Here is a 20337-nt window from a genome sequence, read left to right as displayed (position 1 = left end):
GATCAGTTGGCCTCCTTCGCCATGACCGCGGCGCAGCGCGGGCACAGGTCCGGATACTCGGGCGCGGTGCCCAGTTTGTCGTACACCCAGCAACGGGCGCATTTCTCGCCGGCGGCGCGGGCCACGCCCACAAGCGCGCCCTCGAGGCCCTCGCAGGCCACGGCGTCGGCCGGGGCGTCGGCCGCCGGGGCGAGGGTCGCCTGGGACACGATAAAGACTTCGCGCAGGTTCATGTCCAAAGAGGCCACCGCTTCGCGCACGGCCTCGGGCAGGTAGAGCGTCACCGCCGTCTCCAATGAATGACCGATTTCGCCGGCCTTGCGCCGGGGCTCGATGGCCCGGGTCACCTCGCCGCGAAGCGCCGCCACGAGGTCGAGCTTTTCCTTGCGTTCCGGGGCAAGCTCCCAGCCCGCCGTATCCAGCGGCGGCAGGGAGAAGACCGAAACGCCGTCGCCCCGCTGGCACTCGGGCGTATGGCGGAAAACCTCCTCGGCCGTGAAGGACAGAATCGGGGCCATGTCGCGCAGCAGCACGCGCAGGATGCGCCACAGGGCCGCCTGGGCCGAGCGGCGCTCAAGGCTGTCCGTAGCCGAGACGTAAAGCCGGTCTTTTAAGATGTCGAGATAAAATGCCGAAAGGTCCGTGACGCACAGGTTGTGCAGGGCGTGAAAGACCTTGTGGAACTCGTAGGCTTCGTAGGCTTCGGCTATGCGGGCGTGGGCCCGGGCGGCCGTGTCCACGGCGTAGCTGTCGAGCGGCAGCATGGACTGCGGGGCCACGTCGTTTACGGCCGGGTCGAAGTCGGACAGGTTGCCGAGCACGAAGCGGCAGGTGTTGCGGATGCGGCGGTAGGCCTCGACCAGCCGGGAGAGGATTTCCTCGGAGAGGCGGATGTCGTCGCGATAGTCCACGGCCGACGTCCACAGGCGCAGGATTTCCGCGCCGTGCTTGTCGATGATTTCCTGGGGCTCGATGCCGTTGCCGAGCGACTTGGACATCTTGCGGCCTTCGCCGTCGACCACGTAGCCGTGGGTGAGCACCTGCCGGTAGGGGGGCGTGCCGCGCGTGGCAAGGGAAGCCAGAAGCGAGCTGTGGAACCAGCCCCGGTGCTGGTCCGAGCCCTCCAGGTACAGGTTGGCCGGGAAGGCCAGTTCCGGGCGCTTTTCCAGCACCGCGGCAAAGCTCGTGCCCGAGTCGAACCACACGTCCAGGATGTCGGTTTCCTTGCGCCAGTGGCTCCCCCCGCAATTGGGGCAGGTGAGCCCGGCCGGCACGATGTCGGCCAGGTCCGCCTCGAACCAGTAGTCGCAGCCGCGCTCGTGGTTGGCGAATTTTTCCGCCACCGAGCGCATCCAGGCCGCGTCGTTGTAGGCCGTGTCGCAGGACTCGCAGATAAGGGCCAGAATCGGCACGCCCCAGGTGCGCTGGCGCGAGATGCACCAGTCCGGGCGGCCGGCGATCATGTTGTGGATGCGCTCCCTACCCCAGGCGGGAATCCATTCCACCTCGCCGTCGATGGCGGCCAGGGCGCGGTTGCGCAGGTCGCCCACCTCCATGGAGATGAACCACTGGGTGGTGGCCCGGAAAATGACCGGCTCCTTGCAGCGCCAGCAGTGGGGATAGGAGTGGCGGATCTTGCGCTCGGCCAGAAGATTGCCGACTTCCTTGAGCTTTTCGATGACCTTGGGGTTGGCTTCCCAGACGGTGAGCCCGGCGAAATAGGGCACCACGTCCAGGAAGCGGCCGGCGTCGTCCATGGGCGAGAGCACGTCCAGGCCGTAGCGCAGGCCCGTGTCGTAGTCCTCGCGGCCGTGGCCCGGCGCGGTGTGGACAAGGCCGGTGCCGGCGTCGAGGGTGACGTAATCGGCCAGAGCGAAGGGCGACTCCCGGTCGTAGAAGGGATGGCGGGCCTTGAGTCCTTCGAGCGCCGAGCCAGGGGCCGTGGCCAGGACCTTCGCGTCGGTCCAGCCGAAAAGTTCGCGCACGCTTTCCAGAAGCTGCGCCGCCAGCACGTATTGGCTGTCGCCGGCCGCGACCAGGGCATAGTCGAACTCGGGGTGGGCGGCCACGGCCATGTTGTCCGGCAGGGTCCAGGGCGTGGTGGTCCAGATGGCGGCGTAGGTTCTCGCCGGATCGGCCATGGGGAAGACGTCTTTTATTTTCGGGTCGGGCAGGGGAAAGCGCACGAAGACCGAGGGCGAGGTCTCGTCGGCGTATTCCACCTCGGCCTCGGCCAGGGCGGTCCGACAGGACAGGCACCAGTGAATGGGCTTTTTGCCCCGGTAGACCGAGCCCTTTTCCACGAAATCGCAAAGCGCCAGGGCGGTGGCCGCCTCGTAGGACGGGCGCATGGTGAGGTAGGGATCGTCCCAGTCGCCGAAGACGCCCAGGCGCTTGAACTCCTTGCGCTGGATGTCCACGAACTTGGTGGCGTAGTCCCGGCACAGCCGGCGCACGGTGATGGCCGGCAGATTCGTCTTGCCCTTGGCCGTAAGCTCCTGGGACACCTTGTGCTCGATGGGGAGCCCGTGGCAGTCCCAGCCCGGCACGTAAGGGGCCTGGTTCCCGGCCATGTGGCGGGATTTGACGATAATATCCTTCAAAATCTTGTTGAGCGCATGGCCCATGTGCAGGTGGCCGTTGGCGTAGGGAGGCCCGTCGTGGAGCACGTAGCGGGGGGCGTCCTCGCGGGCGGCGAGCATCTGGTTATAGATGTTGTTTTCCGCCCAGAACTTGAGGGTTTCCGGCTCCTTTTCCTTGAGGTTTGCCTTCATGGGAAAGGAGGTCTTGGGGAGTTTCAGGGTCTTTTTGTAGTCACTGCTCATGGCCTGGTTTCCTTGCGCTTGTCCCGGCGTCCATACGACGCCGGAGAAACCGCCTGTTTGAAACAAGGCCGCCGGGAAGTCAAGGAACGTCGGCCTCGGGAGCCTGGGCGCGGGCCCCGTGGCGACGGGGTGAAGCCCGGTTGCGAGGTCGATCGGAGCGGTTCGGGGCAAATTGCTTGCCCATCGGGCCGAAGTGGCTTATTCGTTGCCGGTTCCGCTTTTTTCGTTCCACCCTCTACAAAAAATACGCTCATGCCCAAACGGACGGATATCAAAAAAATCATGATCATCGGCTCCGGGCCCATCGTCATCGGACAGGCCTGCGAGTTCGACTATTCCGGTTCCCAGGCGGCCAAGGCCCTCAAAGAAGAAGGGTACGAGGTGGTCCTGGTCAATTCCAACCCGGCCACCATCATGACCGACCCGGGACTGGCCGACCGCACCTATGTCGAGCCCATCGAGCCCGCATCGGTCGCCCGCATCATCGCCCGGGAAAAGCCCGATGCCGTGCTGCCGACCCTTGGCGGCCAGACCGGGCTCAACACGGCCGTGGCCCTGGCCGAGTCCGGCGTTTTGGCCGAGCATGGGGTGGAGCTGATCGGCGCGTCCCTGGACGTGATCAAGAAGGCCGAGTCGCGGGAGCTTTTCCGCGAGGCCATGGAGAATATCGGGCTCACCATTCCCCAAAGCGGCATCTGCCACACCATGGACGACGTGCGCGAGTGGGGCAAGAAGATCGCCTTCCCCATCATCGTGCGCCCGGCGTTCACGCTCGGCGGCACGGGCGGCGGCGTGGCCTACAATATGGAAGATCTCGAAAAGATCTCCGCCCGGGGGCTGGCCGCCAGCATGAAAAGCGAAATCATGCTGGAGCGGTCGGTGCTCGGCTGGAAGGAATTCGAACTCGAACTCATGCGCGACCGGGCCGACAACTGCGTGATCATCTGTTCCATCGAGAACATCGACCCCATGGGCGTGCATACCGGCGACTCGGCCACCGTCGCCCCGATCCAGACGCTCACCGATGAGGAATACCAGAAGATGCGCAACGCCGCCATCGCCATCATGCGCGAGATCGGCGTGGAAACCGGCGGGTCCAACGTCCAGTTCGCCGTCAATCCGGCGGACGGCGAGATGGTCATCATCGAGATGAACCCGCGCGTGTCGCGCTCCTCGGCCCTGGCCAGCAAGGCCACGGGCTTCCCCATCGCCAAGATCGCGGCCAAGCTGGCCGTGGGGTATACCCTCGACGAGATCCCCAACGACATCACCCGCGAGACCATGGCCTCCTTCGAGCCGACCATCGACTACTGCGTGGTGAAAATTCCGCGCTTCACCTTCGAGAAGTTTCCCGGCTCCGAGGATTACCTGACCACGGCCATGAAAAGCGTGGGCGAGGCCATGAGCATCGGCCGCAACTTCAAGGAAGCCTTGCAAAAGGGCCTGCGGTCGCTGGAAATCGGGGCCACCGGCCTCGGGCCGGACGCGGTTTCCTGCGAGCCCGACCGCGAACAGCTCCTGGCCGACATGCGCAAGCCCAATTCCAAGCGCCTTTTCCAGCTGCGCCAGGCCATGCGCTGCGGCGTGACCCTGGAAGAGATTTTCGACGCCACCTGGATCGATCCGTGGTTTTTGCGCCAGATCAAGGAAATCGTGGACATGGAGGTGACGCTCGAGGCCTTCCCCAAGAAGAAGGTCGCCGCCGGCGATCCGGAATGCCGGGAGCTGGTTACGGCCGCCAAGAAGGACGGTTTTTCCGATCCCCAGATCGCAAGCCTGCTGCGGCTGGCCTCGCCCCTTGACGCGCGAAAGCTCCGCCAGGACATGGGCGTCGCCCCGACCTATTATCTGGTCGACACCTGCGCCGCCGAATTCGAGGCCTACACGCCGTACTATTACTCCACCTACGAGACCGGCCGCGAAGTGGCGGCCAAACCCGCCCGCAAGGTGGTCATCCTCGGCGGCGGCCCCAACCGCATCGGCCAGGGCATCGAGTTCGACTATTGCTGCTGCCACGCCTCCTACGCGCTTCGGGCCATGGGCGTGGAGTCGATCATGGTCAACTCCAACCCCGAAACCGTGTCCACGGACTACGACACTTCCGACCGCCTCTATTTCGAGCCGCTGACTTTCGAGGACGTGCTCAACATCATCGAATCCGAAAAGCCCGAGGGCGTCATCGTCCAGTTCGGCGGCCAAACCCCGCTCAACCTGGCCGTGCCGCTGCTCGACGCCGGGGTGCGCATCCTTGGCACCTCGCCCGACAGCATCGACCGGGCCGAGGACCGTGAGCGCTTCCAGGAGCTCCTGATCAAGCTGGGGCTGCGCCAGCCGGCCAACGGCACGGCGTTTACCGTGGACGAGGCGGCGGCCATCGCGGACAAGATCGGCTACCCCGTGGTGGTGCGGCCGTCCTATGTCCTCGGCGGCCGGGCCATGGAGATCGTCTACGACCGGGGCGACCTGGAGAACTATTTCAAGGTGGCGGTGGTGGCCTCGGGCAAGCACCCGATCCTCATCGACAAGTTCCTGGTCAACGCCACCGAGGTGGACGTGGACGCCGTCTCCGACGGCACGGACACCTACGTGGCCGGGGTCATGGAACATATCGAAGAGGCCGGCATCCACTCGGGCGACTCCGCCTGCGTGCTGCCGCCCCACAGCCTGTCGCCGGAGCTGGTGGCCGAAATCGAGCGCCAGACCGTGGCCCTGGCCAAGGAGCTTGGCGTCATCGGACTCATGAACATCCAGTTCGCGGTCAAGGACGGCGACATCTATATTCTCGAGGTCAATCCCCGGGCTTCGCGCACCTCGCCGTTCGTGTCCAAGGCCACGGGCGTGCCCCTGCCAAAGCTCGCGACGCAAGTCATCATGGGCGAGAAGCTCAAGGACCTCGATCCCTGGTCCATGCGCAAGAAGGGCTACTACGCGGTCAAGGAATCGGTTTTCCCGTTCAACCGTTTCCCCGGCGTGGACGTGCTGCTCGGACCGGAAATGCGTTCCACGGGCGAGGTCATGGGCGTCGACGCCTCGGTGGGCCTGGCCTTCATGAAGAGCCAGCTCGGCGCGGGCCAGAACCTGCCCCTTTCCGGGACGGTGTTTATTTCCGTGGCCGACGAGGCCAAGGACGACGTGCTGCCCGCGGCCCGCATCCTCGGCCAGTTGGGATTCCGGATCATGGCCACCAAGGGCACGGCTGCCTATCTCGAAGACAAAGGCATCGCCGTGACTCCGGTCATGAAGGTGTTCGAGGGCCGGCCCCACGTGGTCGACCACATGAAGAACCGGGAAATCGACCTGGTCATCAACCTCATTTCGGACAAGCGCACGGTGCGCGACTCCATGGCCATTCGACAGACGGCGCTTTTATACGGCATCCCCTACACGACCACGGCGGCCGGGGCCAAGGCCATGGCCCAGGCCATCCGGGAAATGGGGGGCGGCCAGGGGCTCACCGTCAAAAGCTTGCAGGAATACTACGCGGGCAATTAGTCCCGCCACGGCTCGCCATGAAAAAGGAATACTGCGGACTGTTCGGCATCTACGGCCATCCCGAGGCCGCGCGGATGACCTATTTCGGCCTCTACGCCCTCCAGCACCGGGGGCAGGAATCGGCCGGCATCGTGACCTGGGACGGCACCCGCATCCGCGAGCAGCGCGGCATGGGGCTCGTTGCCGACGTCTTTTCCGAGCGGCACCTGGGCAAGGAGCTCAAGGGCACGGTGGCGGTGGGGCATATCCGCTATTCCACCACCGGCGCGTCGCTTTTGCGCAACTGCCAGCCCTTTCTGGTGCGTTTTGGCGACTACCATCTGGCCATCGCCCACAACGGCAACCTGGTCAACACCATGGAGCTGCGCCAGGAACTCGAAGCCACGGGGTCCATCTTCCAGACCACCATCGATTCCGAGGTGTTCGTGCACCTGATCGCCAAGTTCCTGGGCTCGTGTTCCCTGGAAGAGGCGGTCATCAAGGCCTGCAACAAGATCAAGGGCGCGTATTCCATATTGCTTTTGGCCAACGACAAGATCATCGCCGTGCGCGATCCCCATGGCGTGCGGCCGCTGATGCTCGGGCGCATGGGCGATGCCTACGTGATCGCTTCCGAAACCTGCGCCTTCGACCTCATGGAGGCCGAGGCCATCCGCTCGGTGGCCCCGGGCGAGATGCTGGTCATCCAGGACAAGCGGCTCCAGTCCTACCGCATCTGCGACCCGCAGCCGGTCAAGCAGTGCGTGTTCGAGCTGATCTATTTCGCCCGTCCCGATTCGGAAGTCTTCGGCGAGGTGGTCTACGAACGGCGCAAGCAGATGGGCGCGACGCTGGCCCAGGAAGCGCCGGTCGACGCGGACTACGTCATGCCTTTTCCCGATTCCGGCTTCTACGCCGCCATCGGCTATTCCCAGGCCTCGGGCCTGCCCTTCGAGATGAGCATGGTGCGCAACCACTACGTGGGCCGCACCTTCATCCAGCCCTCCCAGGACATGCGCGATTTCAGCGTCCGGGTGAAGCTCAACCCGGTCAAGAGCATGATCAAGGGCAAGCGCATCCTCATCGTCGAGGATTCCATCGTGCGCGGCACCACCATCCGCACGCGGGTCAAGCGCCTGCGGGAACTCGGCGCGCGCGAGATCCACATGCGCGTGTCCTGTCCGCCCATCCGCTTTCCGTGCTTCTACGGCATCGACTTCTCCTCCAAGGGCGAGCTGATCGCCGCGCACCAGAGCGTGGAGGAGATCGCCAAGTTCATCGGCCTCGACTCCCTGCATTACCTGAGCATCGAGGGGTTGTTGGAATCGGTGCGGGGCAACGGCGAAAAACCGCCGTACTGTCTGGCCTGCTTCGACGGGGACTACATGATCCCGCCCTGCGGCGAGGGGCTCAAGAACTGCCTGGACGACGTGTCCCTGGCCCTTTCCTGGTAGGGCGGCGGCATGGGGTTCAATCTCAATCTCGACCTTGCCGGGGCCAAGGACAAGTCGCTCTCCAAGCTGCTTTTATCCTCGGCCCGGCAGTATCTCCACGAATACGGCGAGGTGCGGGACCTGATCCTTGATACGGCCGCCCGCACCATCACCGTCGAAGTGCTGCCCGTGGGCGAAAAGGAGACCATCCGGGTGACGGTCTTCGGCTACGGGCTGGCGACCGACGGTTCCGGGCGCGGCTTTCTCACCTACGACGATATCGCCTTTTCCCGCCAGTGGCTCGCCTTGCTCGCCGAGCGCATCCTGCCGGAAAAGCGCCTGCCGCTTCCCTCGGGCACGCCCATGGGGCTCTTGCAGACGCTGTTATAGCATTCCCGCAGGCCGCAGCGCTGTGGCGATTACGACCCGGCCCTTCGTATCGTCTGGCGCAACCCCGCGTCACCACGAGCTTCTTTCCTTCCGGTCCTCCGATGCCCGCGTCTTGAGCCAGTGTTTGCGCTTTTCCGCTTTGGAAGCAACGCATCCGATCGCCTGTATTGGCAACGTCGCGCCGATACGCTACAGGGAACCATGCAGCCGAATCAGATCCAGCTGGCCCAGCGGGCCAAGGTGTTCAAGGCCCTGGGGCATCCCAGCCGCCTGCTTATGGTCGAAGCCCTGGGCGCGGGCGAAAAATGCGTGTGCGAGTTGCGCGAGTTGGTCGGCTCGGACATCTCGACCGTTTCCAAGCACTTGAGCGTTCTCAAGGAAGCCGGCATCGTCACCGATTCCCGGCGCGGCACCAATATCTATTATTCCCTGCGCATGCAGTGCGTGTCCTCCTTCCTCTCCTGCGTGCGCCGGTTTTTCGACCAGCAGGTTGAGGAACAGTTCTTGTATCTCGAAGACTTGCGCAAGCAAGCCAAGTCCTGATCGTCGCCTTTTTTGCTTGCTTTGGTCACACGTATTTTCTAAAATCCGTGTCATCGAACGCCGCAAAAAGCCCGGCCCCTTTCCCGCTTCATCATACGCCCGGGCGAAGGAGGCGCCATGTTCCAGACGGATGGTTCCGCGCATGACGGCGCGCGATCGGCAACGGAAGGCATCCTGGTCCACGGCGGCAAAACCCCGAACCGTTACGACGCCATGGAGTGGGCCGGCGCTTTCGGCGACATCGGCACGCTCATTCCTTTCGTGGTGGCCTACATCACCATCCTCGGCGTCGATCCCCTGGGGCTCCTTTTCATGTTCGGCGTGTCCAAGATAGCGGCCGGACTGTTCTACAAAACGCCTATTCCCATCCAGCCCATGAAGGCCATCGGCGCGGCGGCCGTGGCCGGCGGCATCACCCCGGCGGCGCTTTTCGCCTCGGGGCTGACCACGGGGCTTTTCTGGCTCGTCATCGGCCTGACCGGGACCATCAAATACGTGGCGAGGCTGGCCACCAAGCCCGTGGTGCGCGGCATCATGCTCGGGCTCGGCATGACCTTCGTGGTCGAGGGCATCCACCGGATGGTGGGCTCGCCGTGGCTGGCCGGCATCGCCCTGGCCATGACCTTCGTGCTGCTGTCCAACCCGAAAATACCGGCTATGTTCGCGCTGCTGATCCTTGGCGTGGTCGCCGCCGTCGTCTCCAATCCGGCGCTTTTGGGCGAACTGGCCCAGGTGAATATCGGCTTCCGGCTGCCCCGGTTCGGCCTGCACCAGATACGCTGGGACGACATCGTTACCGGCACGCTGCTTTTCACCTTGCCCCAGATTCCGCTGACGCTCGGCAACGCGGTGGTGGCCATCACGGCCGAGAACAACGACCTGTTCCCGGACCGGCCCGTCACCGAGCGCACCATGTGCGTGAGCCAGGGCGTCATGAACCTCGTCTCCCCGATGTTCGGCGGGGTGCCCATGTGCCACGGCGCGGGCGGCATGGCCGGCCACGTGCGTTTCGGCGCGCGCACCGGCGGATCGCTGGTGATCCTCGGCAGCATCGTCATCGTCATCGCGCTTTTTTTCAGCCAGTCCGTGGCCGTCATCTTCAAGATGTTCCCGCCGGCGGTGCTGGGGGTGATCCTGTTTCTGGCCGGAGCCGAACTGGCCGTGACCGTGCGCGACATCGGCACGAAAAAGTCCGAATTCTACGTGATGATCGTGGTGGCCGGATTCGCCATGTGGCACATGGGCGTGGCCTTCGTCGTCGGCGTCATCCTGGACACCGCCTTACGCCGGGAGTGGATAAAGATTTAAGAAGGGGAGGCGTGAAGAGGGTGCGAGAGGGGAAACCCTTTGAAAAGGGTTCTCCCCTCTCGCGCTCTCCCCTTCCTAAACTTTTTAACGATTGTAGTCGGATATATTCTTAAGTTGGGTGAAACGCCGTATTTTCACCTTTTGAAAGTTTTTGAGGGTGGGGGTCCGGGGGAGGGAACTTTTTTCAAAAAGTTCCCTCCCCCGGATGCCTTCTCCTCCCCCTATCTCCCCCCTAGGCACTTCCAATCAACATGCCGGTGGCGAAGACCAGCGCGCCGCCGAGGCCGACTTGCACGGCGGCGGAGAAGGCCGGGGTGTCCATGTATTTGGCCCGGATCCAGGTGATGGCGGCCAGTTCCAGGGCCACCACGGCGAAGGCGACGGTCATGGCCATGCCATAGTGGGGGATGAGAAAGGGCAGGGTGTGGCCGATGCCGCCGAGCGTGGTCATAAGCCCGCAGACGACGCCCCGCAGCCAGGGGTGTCCCCGCCCGGTCATGCTGCCGTCGTCGGAAAGCGCCTCGGCGAATCCCATGCTGATGCCCGCGCCGAGCGATGCGGCCAGGCCCACCAGAAACGCCTGCCAGCTGTCGTGTGTGGCCATGGCCGCGGCAAAGACCGGGGCCAGGGTGGAGACGCTGCCGTCCATGAGTCCGGCAAGGCCCGGTTGGACCACTTGCAGCACGAACAGGCGGCGCTGGGTGGCGGCCTCGGTTTCGAGGGCCGTCGCGTCCAGGTTGGTTTCGGTCAGATGCTCGGCCCGGGCTTCGTGGGTGCGTTCGGCCTGGGCCAGATCGTCGAGGAGCCGGCGGATATCGACATCCTGGGCCCTGGCCGCCGCCTTTTCGTAGAAAAGCAGCGTTTCCCCTTCCATGTCGGCGGCGTACTTGCGCACGGCTTCGAGCTTGAGTTCGGGCGCGAGCCAGATGGGCTTGCGTTGGATGAATCCCTTGACGTCCTGGCGGCGGATCAACGGGATATGCTCGCCGAATTTCGCCTGGAACAGGTCGGTCAGCCGCCGCCGGTGCGCGGATTCCTCGGCTCCCATACCGTCGAACACGGAGGCTGTGGCCGGATAGGTGTCGCGGAGGCGATTGGCGAACTCAACGTAAATGCGCTCATCCCCTTCTTCCAGGGAAATGGCCAGGGCCAGGATTTCCGCTTCGCTGAGCTGGGAAAATTTTTTCATGGATGTTCTCTCCTCCCCGCGATGCCGGGGATCTGTCGCAAACGGCGTTACGGCCGCGGGCGCAGGGCAACCTAAGCCGGGCCGGGACCATTTCGCAACAAGGAACTCTGGGCTCAGTTTTGAGGAGACGTGGCTTCAGTCCCCCCGGGAGGTCCGGAACTTTGGGCCGATTGACACTGGATATTCTATGAAAGCTCTTTGACGCGTGGCCGGGGAGGACGCGTTTGAAAAAGCCCTCCCCGGAACTTCATTGAGCATCTCTACGCCGTGGCGCAACGGGCCTGGATGCGCCGCACTACCCAGGATTTCACCACCTGGGTCAGGCACATGTAGCCGAAGATGATGCTGGCGATAAATCCCCAGTAGCTCGTCGGCGGCACGACCAGGCCGAAGGTGCCGGCCAAAGGGGAAAACGGCAGCCAGATGCCGATGATGCAGATGCAGATGGTCGTAAGCCCAAGCGGCACGCTCGACCAGCTTTGCAGAAACGGGACGTTGTCCGTGCGGATCACGTGCACGATGATGGTCTGGGACAAAAGCGATTCGAGGAACCAGCCGGTCTGGAACAGCGCCGCGTTGTTCCAGGCCCCGAAGAAGTGGATCATGACGAAGAAGGTGACGTAGTCGAAAAGCGAGCTGACCGGGCCGAGGAAAAGGATGTAGCGCCGAATGTCGTCGATACGCCAGCGTCTGGGCTTGCCGAGGATGTCGGCGTCCACGTTGTCCGTGGGGATGGCGGTCTGGGAGAAGTCGTACATGAGGTTGTTGACCAGTATCTGGATCGGCAGCATGGGCAGGAAGGGCAAAAAGGCGCTGGCCCCGAGCACGCTGAACATGTTGCCGAAGTTGGAGCTGGCCCCCATGCGGATGTACTTGGTGATGTTGAAGAAGATCTTGCGGCCTTCGAGCACGCCGTGTTCGAGCACGTGCAGGCTTTTTTCCAGCAGGATGATGTCCGCCGATTCCTTGGCCACGTCCACGGCCGAGTCCACGGAGATGCCGACGTCGGCCGCGCGCAGGGCCGGGGCGTCGTTGATGCCGTCGCCCATGAACCCGACCACGTGGCCGGTTTGGCGCAGGGCCGTGACGATGCGCTCCTTCTGCATGGGGTCGAGCTTGGCGAACACGTTGCAGGTTTTCACCGTCTCGTGGAGTTCTTCCTCGGACATGCCGGCGAGCTGGTCGCCGGTGACCAGATGCTCGCCCGCGTCGAAGCGGACTTCCCGGCAAATCTTGGCCGTGATGACGGCGTTGTCGCCGGTCAAGATCTTGGGCTTGATGCCGTGGGCGACCATGGCCGCCAGGGCGTCGGCGGCGGTGTCCTTGGGCGGGTCGAGGAAGGCCAGGTAGCCCATGAGCGTCATGTCGGATTCGTCGGCCACGGCGAAGTCGCGGCGCGATCCGTCCACTTCCTTGTAGGCCAGGGCCACCACGCGGAAGCCGTCCTCGTTGAGGTCGTGGACGAGCTTTTTGCGCGTTTCCAGATGGGAGCCTTCCAGGGGCTTGATGACGCCGTTTTTGAGGTAGGCGCGGCTGTGGGCGAAGACTTCCTCGGCCGCGCCCTTGCAGATGAGCACCGCCTTGTCCGTGCGCTTGTCGCGCACGATGACACTCAAGCGCCGGCGCATGAAATCGAAGGGAATCTCGTCGAGCAGTTCGTACTGGGACGGGTCGATGGTGCTGCCCGCTTCGTCTCCGGTATCGATGACGGCCAGGTCCAGGGCGTTTCGAAGCCCGGTTTGCAGCTTGCTGTTGATGTAGGCGTATTCCAGGACCGAACAGTCCTCCTCGCCTTTGATGTCGAGGTATCTTTCCAGGATGATCTTGTCCTGGGTCAGGGTGCCGGTCTTGTCCGTGCACAATACGTCGATGGCCCCGAAGTTCTGGATGGCGTCCAGGCGCTTGACGATGACCTTGTGCTTGGACATGGCCAGCGCCCCCTTGGACAGGCACACCGTCACCACCATGGGCAGCATTTCCGGGGTCAGGCCCACGGCAACGGCCAGGGCGAACATGAACGCCCCCATCCAGTTGCCGGTGGAAGCGCCATTGATCACGAAGACGAAGGGCACCATGACCATCATGAAGCGCAGCATCAGCCTGGTGAAGCCCTTGATGCCGCGATCGAAATCGGTTTCGACGCGTTTTTGCGACAGCTTGGCCGCGATGCCGCCGAAATAGGTCTTGGCCCCGGTGGCCGTGACCACCGCCGCCGCCGATCCGGAAACGACGTTGGTGCCCATGAAGCACATGGCCGGGTCGCCAAGGCCGGTTTCCCCGTCCGGGGGCGCCTGGTCGGCCGGCCGGGCGGATTTCTCCACGGGAAGGGCCTCGCCTGTCAGCATGGCCTGGTTGATGTGCAGGTCCTTGGCGCGAAGGAGCTGCACATCGGCCGGGACCATGTCGCCGGCGGCCAGAAGCACGATGTCCCCGGGCACCACTTCGGCCAGGGCGATTTCCCGCTGGGCCCCGTCGCGCAGCACCGTGGCCGTGGTGTGGACCATTTTTTTGAGTTCCGTCGCGGCGGTGTCGGCCTTGGCCTCCTGGATGACCTTGAGCACCACGCCGAGCAGGGCCATGCCGATGATGACCGCGGCCGACTCGACGTCGTCGGTGGCGTAGGAGATGGTGCCGAGCACGAGCAGGAGAAGCACCAACGGGTTTTTGACCGCGTCGACGATCCGGTCGAGCAGGGTGACGCGTTTGGCCGTGGTCGCCTGGTTGGGGCCGTATTGGCGCAGGCGCTCCTCGGCTTCCTGGGAGCTGAGCCCGGCCATGGCGGGTTTGGGCCGGGGCTCGGGCTCGTTTAAGTGCGCGCCGAGGGCCGAGACTTGCAGCCACAGGCCTTCCAGGTGCTTGTAGGCGTCGTAGGCGGTGATTTTTTTCTGGTGGGCCAGTCCTTGGAAGGCATGGGCCTTTTGCACGAAGTGCTCGAGGTTTTTGATGAACACCTCTTCGGGGCCAAGGCTGAGGCCGGGCTGGCCGGACGGGTCGGCCAGAGGCTCCCGGGCGGCGTCAGGCGTGGATTTGGGATCGGTCATAGAGGCTCCGCTTCGTTACGAAAGGCTGCCAACGAAATAGCCATCGACAATGCTGCGGGCGGCGGGGAAACATCTCCGGGCCGGCGACGGAAAACGCAACGCAAGAAGGTTGTCGCCGGACGGGTCCGACCACGGGGGATGTGCGTTGGCACATCCCCCGCAAGGCCGTTTACGACTGTATTTCCTTTAAAAAAGCGAGGCAGGCTTCGGCCGCCTTGTGGAAATCCACGCCGCCGTCGATTTCGAGCACAGGCAGGTCGCCCAGAAGATCAAGGTAGGCGTTTTGGCTGGCGATGGAAGGTTCGGACGGGTCCTCGAACTCGTAAAAAAGGCCCACGTCCTTCATGAACGCGGCCATGAGGTCGCGGCGCTGGCGCAGGTCGACGCGGTTTGCGGTCATGGGCGAGGTGTCGCGCTTCCAGCGCAGGACCACCAGCCCGGACATGAGGCAGGCCAGCTTGAACCGGCCCGGGCCGTAGCACTCGTCGATAAACGCGTCGTACTTGTGCTCCAGGTCCCACAGCTCGGCCTCGGGCAGGGCGGAGAAACGCTTGCGGTCCGCCTCGTCCATGACCGGGGCCAGGTTCGGGTTGTTGAGCACCGTGCCCGGGTTGACCCGGGGCATCTTGGCCACGCCGGTCATGGTCAGCGAGCCGTTGCCGTTTTTGGAGACCATGATTCGGTCGTTGCTGATGAACGTGGTGTCGTGGCGCATGATTTCGAGGGCCAGGGTGGATTTGCCGGCCCCGGAGAAGCCGGAGATGACCAGCCCCGATCCGTGCGCGGCCACGCCGGCGGCGTGAAAGAGCAGGGCCCCGGCCTTGAGGCAGTGTTCGATGAAACGGTTGTTGATGAAGTTGACGACCTGGTTGTCGTTTTCGATGCAGGGGCCGACGGCGTAGTTGTCGCCACGGCCGAAAAGAAAGGCCAGACCGGTCAGGAGTTTTCTGACCACCCGCCCGTCGGGCACGTCGATGAAGGCTTCCTTGAGCTTGGTCTTGCCGGGTTCGCGCTGTTTGATGGCGTAGGGCAGGTCGAAATCCGGAGGGCCGGCTTCGATGGCCGTGACCGGGATGGTGATGGACCCGCCGCCGCCGATGAAATCGCGATAATAGTTGGCGAGCTTGTCGATGAGCGCCTTGGAGTTGGAGGAGATGATCACGGTCACCTCGTCGAAGGTGACTTCCAGGCGGTGGGTGATGGGCGATTCCTCGAGAATCGGGGCCATGATGCCGGCGATGGTGGGCAGGCTCGTCATTTGAGTTTCTCCAGTACGTAGTCGGCGTAGACCTCGGCCGCGTCGATGCCGCAGGCGTCAAGCAGTCCCCGGAAGCCGCCGAAGGCGGAGACTTCGTAGATGGCCGCGCCGTCCGGGGTCTCCACCACGTCCACGCAGGTAAAGGCCATGTCCGGGAAAAGCGACTGGGCCTTGTGGGCCAGGGCGATGATGGCGTCGGACGGGGTGTGGGGCACGTAGTGGCCGCCGGTGCGGGTGGTGGTGTCCCAGGATTTGCCGCTGCCCTGTCTGGCGTAGGTGGCCAGGTACTCGCCTCCCAGAAACGAGACGCCGAGGTCCAGATGCCCGCCGGCATGGGAGACCATCTTCTGGATGTACATGACCTGGTTGCCGGCCGCCTTGTAGTCGGCGATCTCCTCGCGGGCCTCGGGGGTATCCTCGATGACGGTCATGCCCCGGGCCTTGGAGCTGAAAAGCGGCTTGAACACGGCCCGGCCGAAGTCGGCCACGGTGGCGGCCGCTTCCTCGATGTCCTCGGTGATGACCGTCGGCGGCATGGGGATGCCGCCAAGGCGCAGGGTGGCCGTGCCGCTTAAGCGGTCGATCAGGCGAAACATGCTGTCCGGGTTGGAGAAGACCGGCACGCCGCCGGCGTGCAGAAACCGCAGGATCTCCATGCGGTCCAGGGCGTCGGGGGAGTAGCTCGGCGCGATCTTCTTGACGATGATGGCGTCGAGCTCGGTCAGGTCGGCCCCACGGCAGAATACCTTGCCCGTTTCCAGGTCCAGCCGGACCTCGGCCATGTCGATGCACAGGCGAAATCCGGTTTTGCGTTCCAGGGCGTCCAGGAGCCGCAGGGTGGACCACCCCTTGGGGATGCCCACCACGCCGATTCTCTTCATCATATCCTCCATTGGTCAGGCTTGTGTGCAATTAGTAGCAGACCGCGGCCACGGGCAGCCGGAAACCGGCCGGGTCGCCGCCGTGGCCGGCCACCCGCGAGAGCAGGTAGATGCCGCGGGAAAGCATCTGTCTGGAAAAGCGTTCGCTCAGTTCGAACCGGGTCGAGGTGACAAGCGACCGGGCCAGCCCCAGCGCCACCCGGATTTCGAAAGTCGTGTCGCCTTGTTTCGCGGCGAACGACCGGGCGAAGTCGAAGAATTCGACAATGACGGTGTTGAGCACCCGCCGGCGTTCGGCGTCGAAGATCGGCAGGCGGAAATTGGAGATCATAAAGACCGAGACGTCCTGGGCCAGATCGGCGTCGGCCGAACGGTGCAGGTCGATATAATGAATACGGTCGGCGGCCGGGTCGTAGAGGATGTTGTTGCTGTTGTAATCGCCGTGGATATAAACGGTAAAGGGCGCGGACAGCTTCTCCTCCACTTTCTCGGCCGCGGCGATGGCCGCTTCCAGGCGCGGCAGGGGCTGGGCGCCGATGGACCGGGGCGGGGCGTCGAAATTGGGGTGCACGGTAAGCACCTCGCCGAGCCGGGCCCGCAGCTGGGGCATGCATCCGGCCGCGATGGGATCGTGGGAAAGGGTCCTTTGCCAAAGCGCCGCGGCGGTCAGGCACTGGGCGGTCAGCGCCCGTTGCAAAAGCTCCAGGTCGCCGGCCACGGCCAGGTCCTGGATGGTCTGGCCGGGGAGCAGCTCCACCAGCATGGAGCTCGATTTCTTGCCTTCCCGGAAGGCCTCGACTCGGGGCGGCAGCCCGGGCAAGAGCGATTCCCACCGCTCGATGTTGGCCGCTTCCTTGCGCAGCTTGGCCGTGTCGCCGTCCTTGAAGATGACGTCGCGACGGGGCAAGGCCTCGTTTGGGGCATGGTCGGCGATGCGGCCGATGCGGCAGCCCGAGCGCGTGCCCCAGATGGATTCGAATTCCAGTTCGGACAGCGGCAGCTCGTGGCCGCTTTCGGCCAGGATGTCCTTTAAGGCCGTGAACTGGTGAATCTTGAATTTGTCGCCGGTGATGCCGAAAATGGCCGCTTCGCCCACATTTAAGAGCGCATCGCCCATGCGTTCCAGGTAGCGGAAGATAAAAAGGGTGGTGAGAAGGTCGCCGGTCTGGTAGCCGCTGCGCAACTCGTCGCGGATGCGGTCGAACTGTTCCTTGTACAGGCGGTCAAGGTGCAGTTCGCAACGGCATATTTTGAGCGCCGCCGACATGTTGCGTTCGAGTACCGCTTTGGGCATCCAGTCGAAGGCGTGTTTCACTTCATCGAAGAAAGGTTTATAGTCGTAGCGCTTGATGCATTCGGGATCGTCGTAGTGCCTGGTTTGGCGCACGATGTTGACGGCATGGTCGCCCACCCGCTCCAGGTTGTTGCCGATGATGTTGAACGAGCGGATGTAGGCCACTTCCGCCGCGCTCGGCCGTTTTCCCCCATGCAGGGTGGCGAAGCAGGCGTTTTCGATGACGCTTTTGAGGTTGTCGATATAGTCGTCGCGGGCTTCGATCTTGGCGATGGCGCGCTCGTCGTGCCTCTCCACGACGGCCAGGGTCGCCTCGATCTGCCGTTCGACCTCGACCAGGAGGAATTTGAAGTTCGTTTCGATCTCATGCATCGCTGGGGTCCCGGGGCGTAATCAGCAGGGGGGCGTCGAGAACGTCGCATTCGTCTTCCCGCTCCTTCCAGCGAAACGTCATCTTGAGCTTGCGGTCCTCGCCCTTGAGCTTGCCTTCGATGGTCACGGCCACCAGTCCTTTCGGCAAGAGTTCCATGATCTGATCGCCCTGGGTGAGCGTGACGGCCCCTTTGGCGAAGCCGTCCCGCACGGCCTCCAGGTATTCGGCGATGACAGCCGGTTCCTGAAGCCCGTCGTATTTGAAAACCTTGTTGGCCACAGTGCCTCCTTTCGCCCGTTCGCGGCTGCGGGGGCCGCGCGGCATTGGGATGGATACCACCCGATTATGAAGAAAAGATGAAGTCCGGGCCGCAAATTGACGTTGATCGCGCGGGCGCGACTTTTTTTGTCGAACCGGAGACGCCGGAAACACCCAATTGCCACGGGGCGTTGACACAGCCTCCATATCCGCGCGGCTAAACCTTCGCCATTCTTCTTTCTCAACGTCAACCGGAGGTCCGCATGAGCCAGGACGCCATCGATCAATTTATCGAATACCTGCGTGAAAACAAGGACGACCTGATTTTGGTCAGCGGCATGCCGCTCGACGAGTTGATCGAATATGCCGCCCGGCGCGGTTTCTCCTTTACCGCCGAGGAACTCAAGGCCAGGCAGGCGCTCGTGCATCTCGTGGAAGGAACATGACGCGGCGCTAAGCCCGGCGGCAATCGCCCCGGCCGGCCCCGGCCGACCGGCATGTAACGAATGGCAACGCGCGCGGAGCACGGCATGCACATTTTTTCCGGCCTCGACAGCCACACCATCCTTCTCCTGGTGGCATCCCTCGGAATCGCTCTCTCCTTCGAGTTCGTCAACGGCTTTCACGACACGGCCAACGCCGTGGCCACGGTCATCTACACCAAATCCCTGCGCGCCCGCACGGCCGTCGTGCTCTCGGGCCTTTGCAATTTCGTCGGCGTGCACCTGGGCGGCATCGCCGTCGCCTATTCCATCGTCCACCTGCTTCCCGTGGACCTGCTCGTCTCGGTCAATACCAACCTCGGCCTGTCCATGGTCTTTTCGCTCCTGGTCTCGGCCATCCTGTGGAATTTCGGCACCTGGTACCTGGGGCTGCCGGCTTCGAGCTCGCACACGCTGATCGGGGCCATCCTCGGGGTCGGGCTCGCCAACGCGGTGCGCGAGGGAATGCCGTTCGGCTCGGGCGTCAACTGGCACAAGGCCGTGGAGGTGGGGTTGTCGTTGCTCATATCCCCGGTCATGGGCTTTGTCCTGGCCGGAGGACTGCTGCTGTTGTTGCGGCGTTATCTGAAAAACAAGACTCTGCACGAGCCGCCCCGGGGGGACGCGCCGCCGCCGTTCGGCATGCGGCTGGCGCTTATCGTCTCGGGACTCGGGGTCAGCCTGGCCCACGGCTCCAACGACGGCCAGAAGGGCGTGGGGCTGATCATGCTCATCCTTATCGGCATCCTGCCCGGCGTCTACGCCCTGGACGTCGATACGCCGAGCCGGGACGTCCTGGCCGTGCGCGAGGTGGCGGCCCAGTTCACCGATTATTTCAACGCCCATCGCCTGGAGATCGAAAAAGCCTATGCCTCGGGCAAGTACCGGGAGCCGGCCCAAAATTCACCGGCCGCGTCCTGCGGACCACGCGGCGCGGTCACGGCCGCCGAAGCCCTCCAGGTGAGCCTCGCCCAGGCCGACACCCTCGCCGCCCTGCCGGCAGCCGACCGTTGGAACGTCCGGACCAACATCCTGTGCCTCGATGACGCCGCGCGTCTCATGGCTGAGGACGCGTCGCCGGAGCAGCGGGAGAAACTCCGGCAGTGGCGTGAGATATTGCGCCGCCCCACGGAATACGCCCCGGACTGGGTGCTGCTCGCGGTGTCCATGGCCCTCGGCACCGGCACCATGGTCGGCTGGAAACGCATCGTGGTCACCATCGGCGAGAAGATCGGCAAAACCAAGCTGTCCTATGCCCAGGGGGCCGCGGCCCAGGTGGTCGCCATGGCTACCATCGGCCTGGCCGACGGCATGGGACTGCCGGTTTCGACCACCCACGTCCTGTCCTCAGGCGTGGCCGGCACCATGGCCGCCGGAAAAAGCGGCCTGCAGATGAGCACTCTGCGCTCCATCGCCATGGCCTGGGTCTTCACCCTGCCCGCCGCCATGTTCCTCGGCGCCGGCCTGTTTTTCCTGTTCGCCATGCTGGCATGAGGAGAAAGGATAAGAAGAGGGAGAGAAGAAGGTGCGAGAGGGGAAACCCTTTGAAAAGGGTTCTCCCTTCTCGCGCTCTCCCCTTCCTAAATTTTAT

At 63.9% G+C, this 20337-nt stretch carries 14 protein-coding genes; 7 read left to right on the top strand and 7 right to left on the bottom strand.

Going from position 1 to position 20337, the window contains the following annotated elements; all coding sequences use genetic code 11:
- Positions 1–2: 2 nt before the first annotated feature.
- Positions 3–2825, bottom strand: a complete 2823-nt coding sequence (gene ileS / locus DESFRDRAFT_RS09775; RefSeq protein WP_005993460.1) for an isoleucine--tRNA ligase — start codon at positions 2823–2825, stop codon at positions 3–5.
- A 252-nt stretch (positions 2826–3077) separates the two neighbouring features.
- Between ileS and carB the strand changes: the two genes are divergently transcribed.
- From carB to DESFRDRAFT_RS09750, 5 genes are all read left to right on the top strand, one after another.
- Positions 3078–6317, top strand: a complete 3240-nt coding sequence (gene carB / locus DESFRDRAFT_RS09770) for a carbamoyl-phosphate synthase large subunit (RefSeq protein WP_005993458.1) — start codon at positions 3078–3080, stop codon at positions 6315–6317.
- Between the two features lie 17 nt (positions 6318–6334).
- On the top strand, positions 6335–7750 hold the full coding sequence (gene purF / locus DESFRDRAFT_RS09765; RefSeq protein ID WP_005993456.1) for an amidophosphoribosyltransferase: 1416 nt from the start codon (positions 6335–6337) through the stop codon (positions 7748–7750).
- Positions 7751–7759: 9 nt separating this feature from the next.
- Positions 7760–8119 (top strand): hypothetical protein, encoded by a 360-nt coding sequence (locus DESFRDRAFT_RS09760; protein WP_005993454.1) that lies wholly within the window; start codon positions 7760–7762, stop codon positions 8117–8119.
- A gap of 201 nt (positions 8120–8320) precedes the next feature.
- Complete coding sequence (locus DESFRDRAFT_RS09755; RefSeq protein ID WP_005993452.1) at positions 8321–8662, top strand: ArsR/SmtB family transcription factor; 342 nt, start codon at positions 8321–8323, stop codon at positions 8660–8662.
- Between the two features lie 117 nt (positions 8663–8779).
- Positions 8780–9970 carry a putative sulfate/molybdate transporter gene (locus tag DESFRDRAFT_RS09750; protein WP_005993451.1) on the top strand — a complete coding sequence of 397 codons (1191 nt, stop codon included), beginning with the start codon at positions 8780–8782 and terminating at the stop codon, positions 9968–9970.
- Positions 9971–10202: 232 nt separating this feature from the next.
- Here DESFRDRAFT_RS09750 and mbfA read toward each other — a convergent pair whose 3' ends face one another.
- From mbfA to DESFRDRAFT_RS09720, 6 genes are all read right to left on the bottom strand, one after another.
- Positions 10203–11159, bottom strand: coding sequence for an iron exporter MbfA (gene mbfA / locus DESFRDRAFT_RS09745; RefSeq protein ID WP_005993450.1), 957 nt, complete (start codon positions 11157–11159; stop codon positions 10203–10205).
- 260 nt (positions 11160–11419) lie between these two features.
- A complete protein-coding gene (gene mgtA, locus DESFRDRAFT_RS09740) occupies positions 11420–14200 on the bottom strand; it encodes a magnesium-translocating P-type ATPase (protein WP_005993449.1) in 2781 nt (926 codons plus the stop codon).
- Positions 14201–14369: 169 nt separating this feature from the next.
- Entirely contained in the window at positions 14370–15458 is a 1089-nt protein-coding gene (locus tag DESFRDRAFT_RS09735; protein ID WP_005993448.1) for an HprK-related kinase B, read from the bottom strand.
- Positions 15455–16339 (bottom strand): GAK system ATP-grasp enzyme, encoded by an 885-nt coding sequence (locus tag DESFRDRAFT_RS09730; protein ID WP_005993447.1) that lies wholly within the window; start codon positions 16337–16339, stop codon positions 15455–15457. Before DESFRDRAFT_RS09730 ends, DESFRDRAFT_RS09735 begins: the two co-directional genes overlap by 4 nt.
- A 31-nt stretch (positions 16340–16370) precedes the next feature.
- The gene (locus tag DESFRDRAFT_RS09725; RefSeq protein WP_005993446.1) at positions 16371–18005 is read right to left on the bottom strand and encodes a PhoU domain-containing protein; all 1635 of its coding nucleotides are present in this window, start codon (positions 18003–18005) and stop codon (positions 16371–16373) included.
- Positions 17998–18285, bottom strand: a complete 288-nt coding sequence (locus DESFRDRAFT_RS09720) for an amphi-Trp domain-containing protein (protein ID WP_005993445.1) — start codon at positions 18283–18285, stop codon at positions 17998–18000. The genes DESFRDRAFT_RS09725 and DESFRDRAFT_RS09720 overlap by 8 nt, the downstream gene beginning before the upstream one ends.
- A 242-nt stretch (positions 18286–18527) precedes the next feature.
- Here DESFRDRAFT_RS09720 and DESFRDRAFT_RS09715 point away from each other — a divergent pair, with 242 nt between their 5' ends.
- Both DESFRDRAFT_RS09715 and DESFRDRAFT_RS09710 read left to right on the top strand, forming a co-directional pair.
- Positions 18528–18710 (top strand): Nif11 family protein, encoded by a 183-nt coding sequence (locus DESFRDRAFT_RS09715; protein WP_005993444.1) that lies wholly within the window; start codon positions 18528–18530, stop codon positions 18708–18710.
- Positions 18711–18794: 84 nt separating this feature from the next.
- Positions 18795–20240: an inorganic phosphate transporter gene (locus tag DESFRDRAFT_RS09710; RefSeq protein ID WP_005993443.1), complete on the top strand. Its 1446-nt coding sequence runs from the start codon at positions 18795–18797 to the stop codon at positions 20238–20240.
- Positions 20241–20337 lie beyond the last annotated feature (97 nt).

It is taken from the genome of Solidesulfovibrio fructosivorans JJ] (genome assembly GCF_000179555.1).
In the GTDB taxonomy this organism is placed as follows: Bacteria; Desulfobacterota; Desulfovibrionia; order Desulfovibrionales; family Desulfovibrionaceae; genus Solidesulfovibrio; species Solidesulfovibrio fructosivorans.
Note: the sequence above shows the minus strand (reverse complement) of the source record. Positions and strands in the feature narration are given on the sequence as shown.

Excerpts from the sequence above, each read along its gene's own strand:
- purF (WP_005993456.1), top strand. The coding sequence starts at position 6,335 with ATGAAAAAGGAATACTGCGGACTGTTCGGCATCTACGGCCATCCCGAG.
- DESFRDRAFT_RS09730 (WP_005993447.1), bottom strand. The coding sequence starts at position 16,339 with ATGAAGAGAATCGGCGTGGTGGGCATCCCCAAGGGGTGGTCCACCCTG.
- carB (WP_005993458.1), top strand. The coding sequence starts at position 3,078 with ATGCCCAAACGGACGGATATCAAAAAAATCATGATCATCGGCTCCGGG.
- DESFRDRAFT_RS09755 (WP_005993452.1), top strand. The coding sequence starts at position 8,321 with ATGCAGCCGAATCAGATCCAGCTGGCCCAGCGGGCCAAGGTGTTCAAG.
- DESFRDRAFT_RS09715 (WP_005993444.1), top strand. The coding sequence starts at position 18,528 with ATGAGCCAGGACGCCATCGATCAATTTATCGAATACCTGCGTGAAAAC.
- mgtA (WP_005993449.1), bottom strand. The coding sequence starts at position 14,200 with ATGACCGATCCCAAATCCACGCCTGACGCCGCCCGGGAGCCTCTGGCC.
- mbfA (WP_005993450.1), bottom strand. The coding sequence starts at position 11,159 with ATGAAAAAATTTTCCCAGCTCAGCGAAGCGGAAATCCTGGCCCTGGCC.
- DESFRDRAFT_RS09725 (WP_005993446.1), bottom strand. The coding sequence starts at position 18,005 with ATGCATGAGATCGAAACGAACTTCAAATTCCTCCTGGTCGAGGTCGAA.
- ileS (WP_005993460.1), bottom strand. The coding sequence starts at position 2,825 with ATGAGCAGTGACTACAAAAAGACCCTGAAACTCCCCAAGACCTCCTTT.
- DESFRDRAFT_RS09710 (WP_005993443.1), top strand. The coding sequence starts at position 18,795 with ATGCACATTTTTTCCGGCCTCGACAGCCACACCATCCTTCTCCTGGTG.
- DESFRDRAFT_RS09735 (WP_005993448.1), bottom strand. The coding sequence starts at position 15,458 with ATGACGAGCCTGCCCACCATCGCCGGCATCATGGCCCCGATTCTCGAG.
- DESFRDRAFT_RS09760 (WP_005993454.1), top strand. The coding sequence starts at position 7,760 with ATGGGGTTCAATCTCAATCTCGACCTTGCCGGGGCCAAGGACAAGTCG.
- DESFRDRAFT_RS09750 (WP_005993451.1), top strand. The coding sequence starts at position 8,780 with ATGTTCCAGACGGATGGTTCCGCGCATGACGGCGCGCGATCGGCAACG.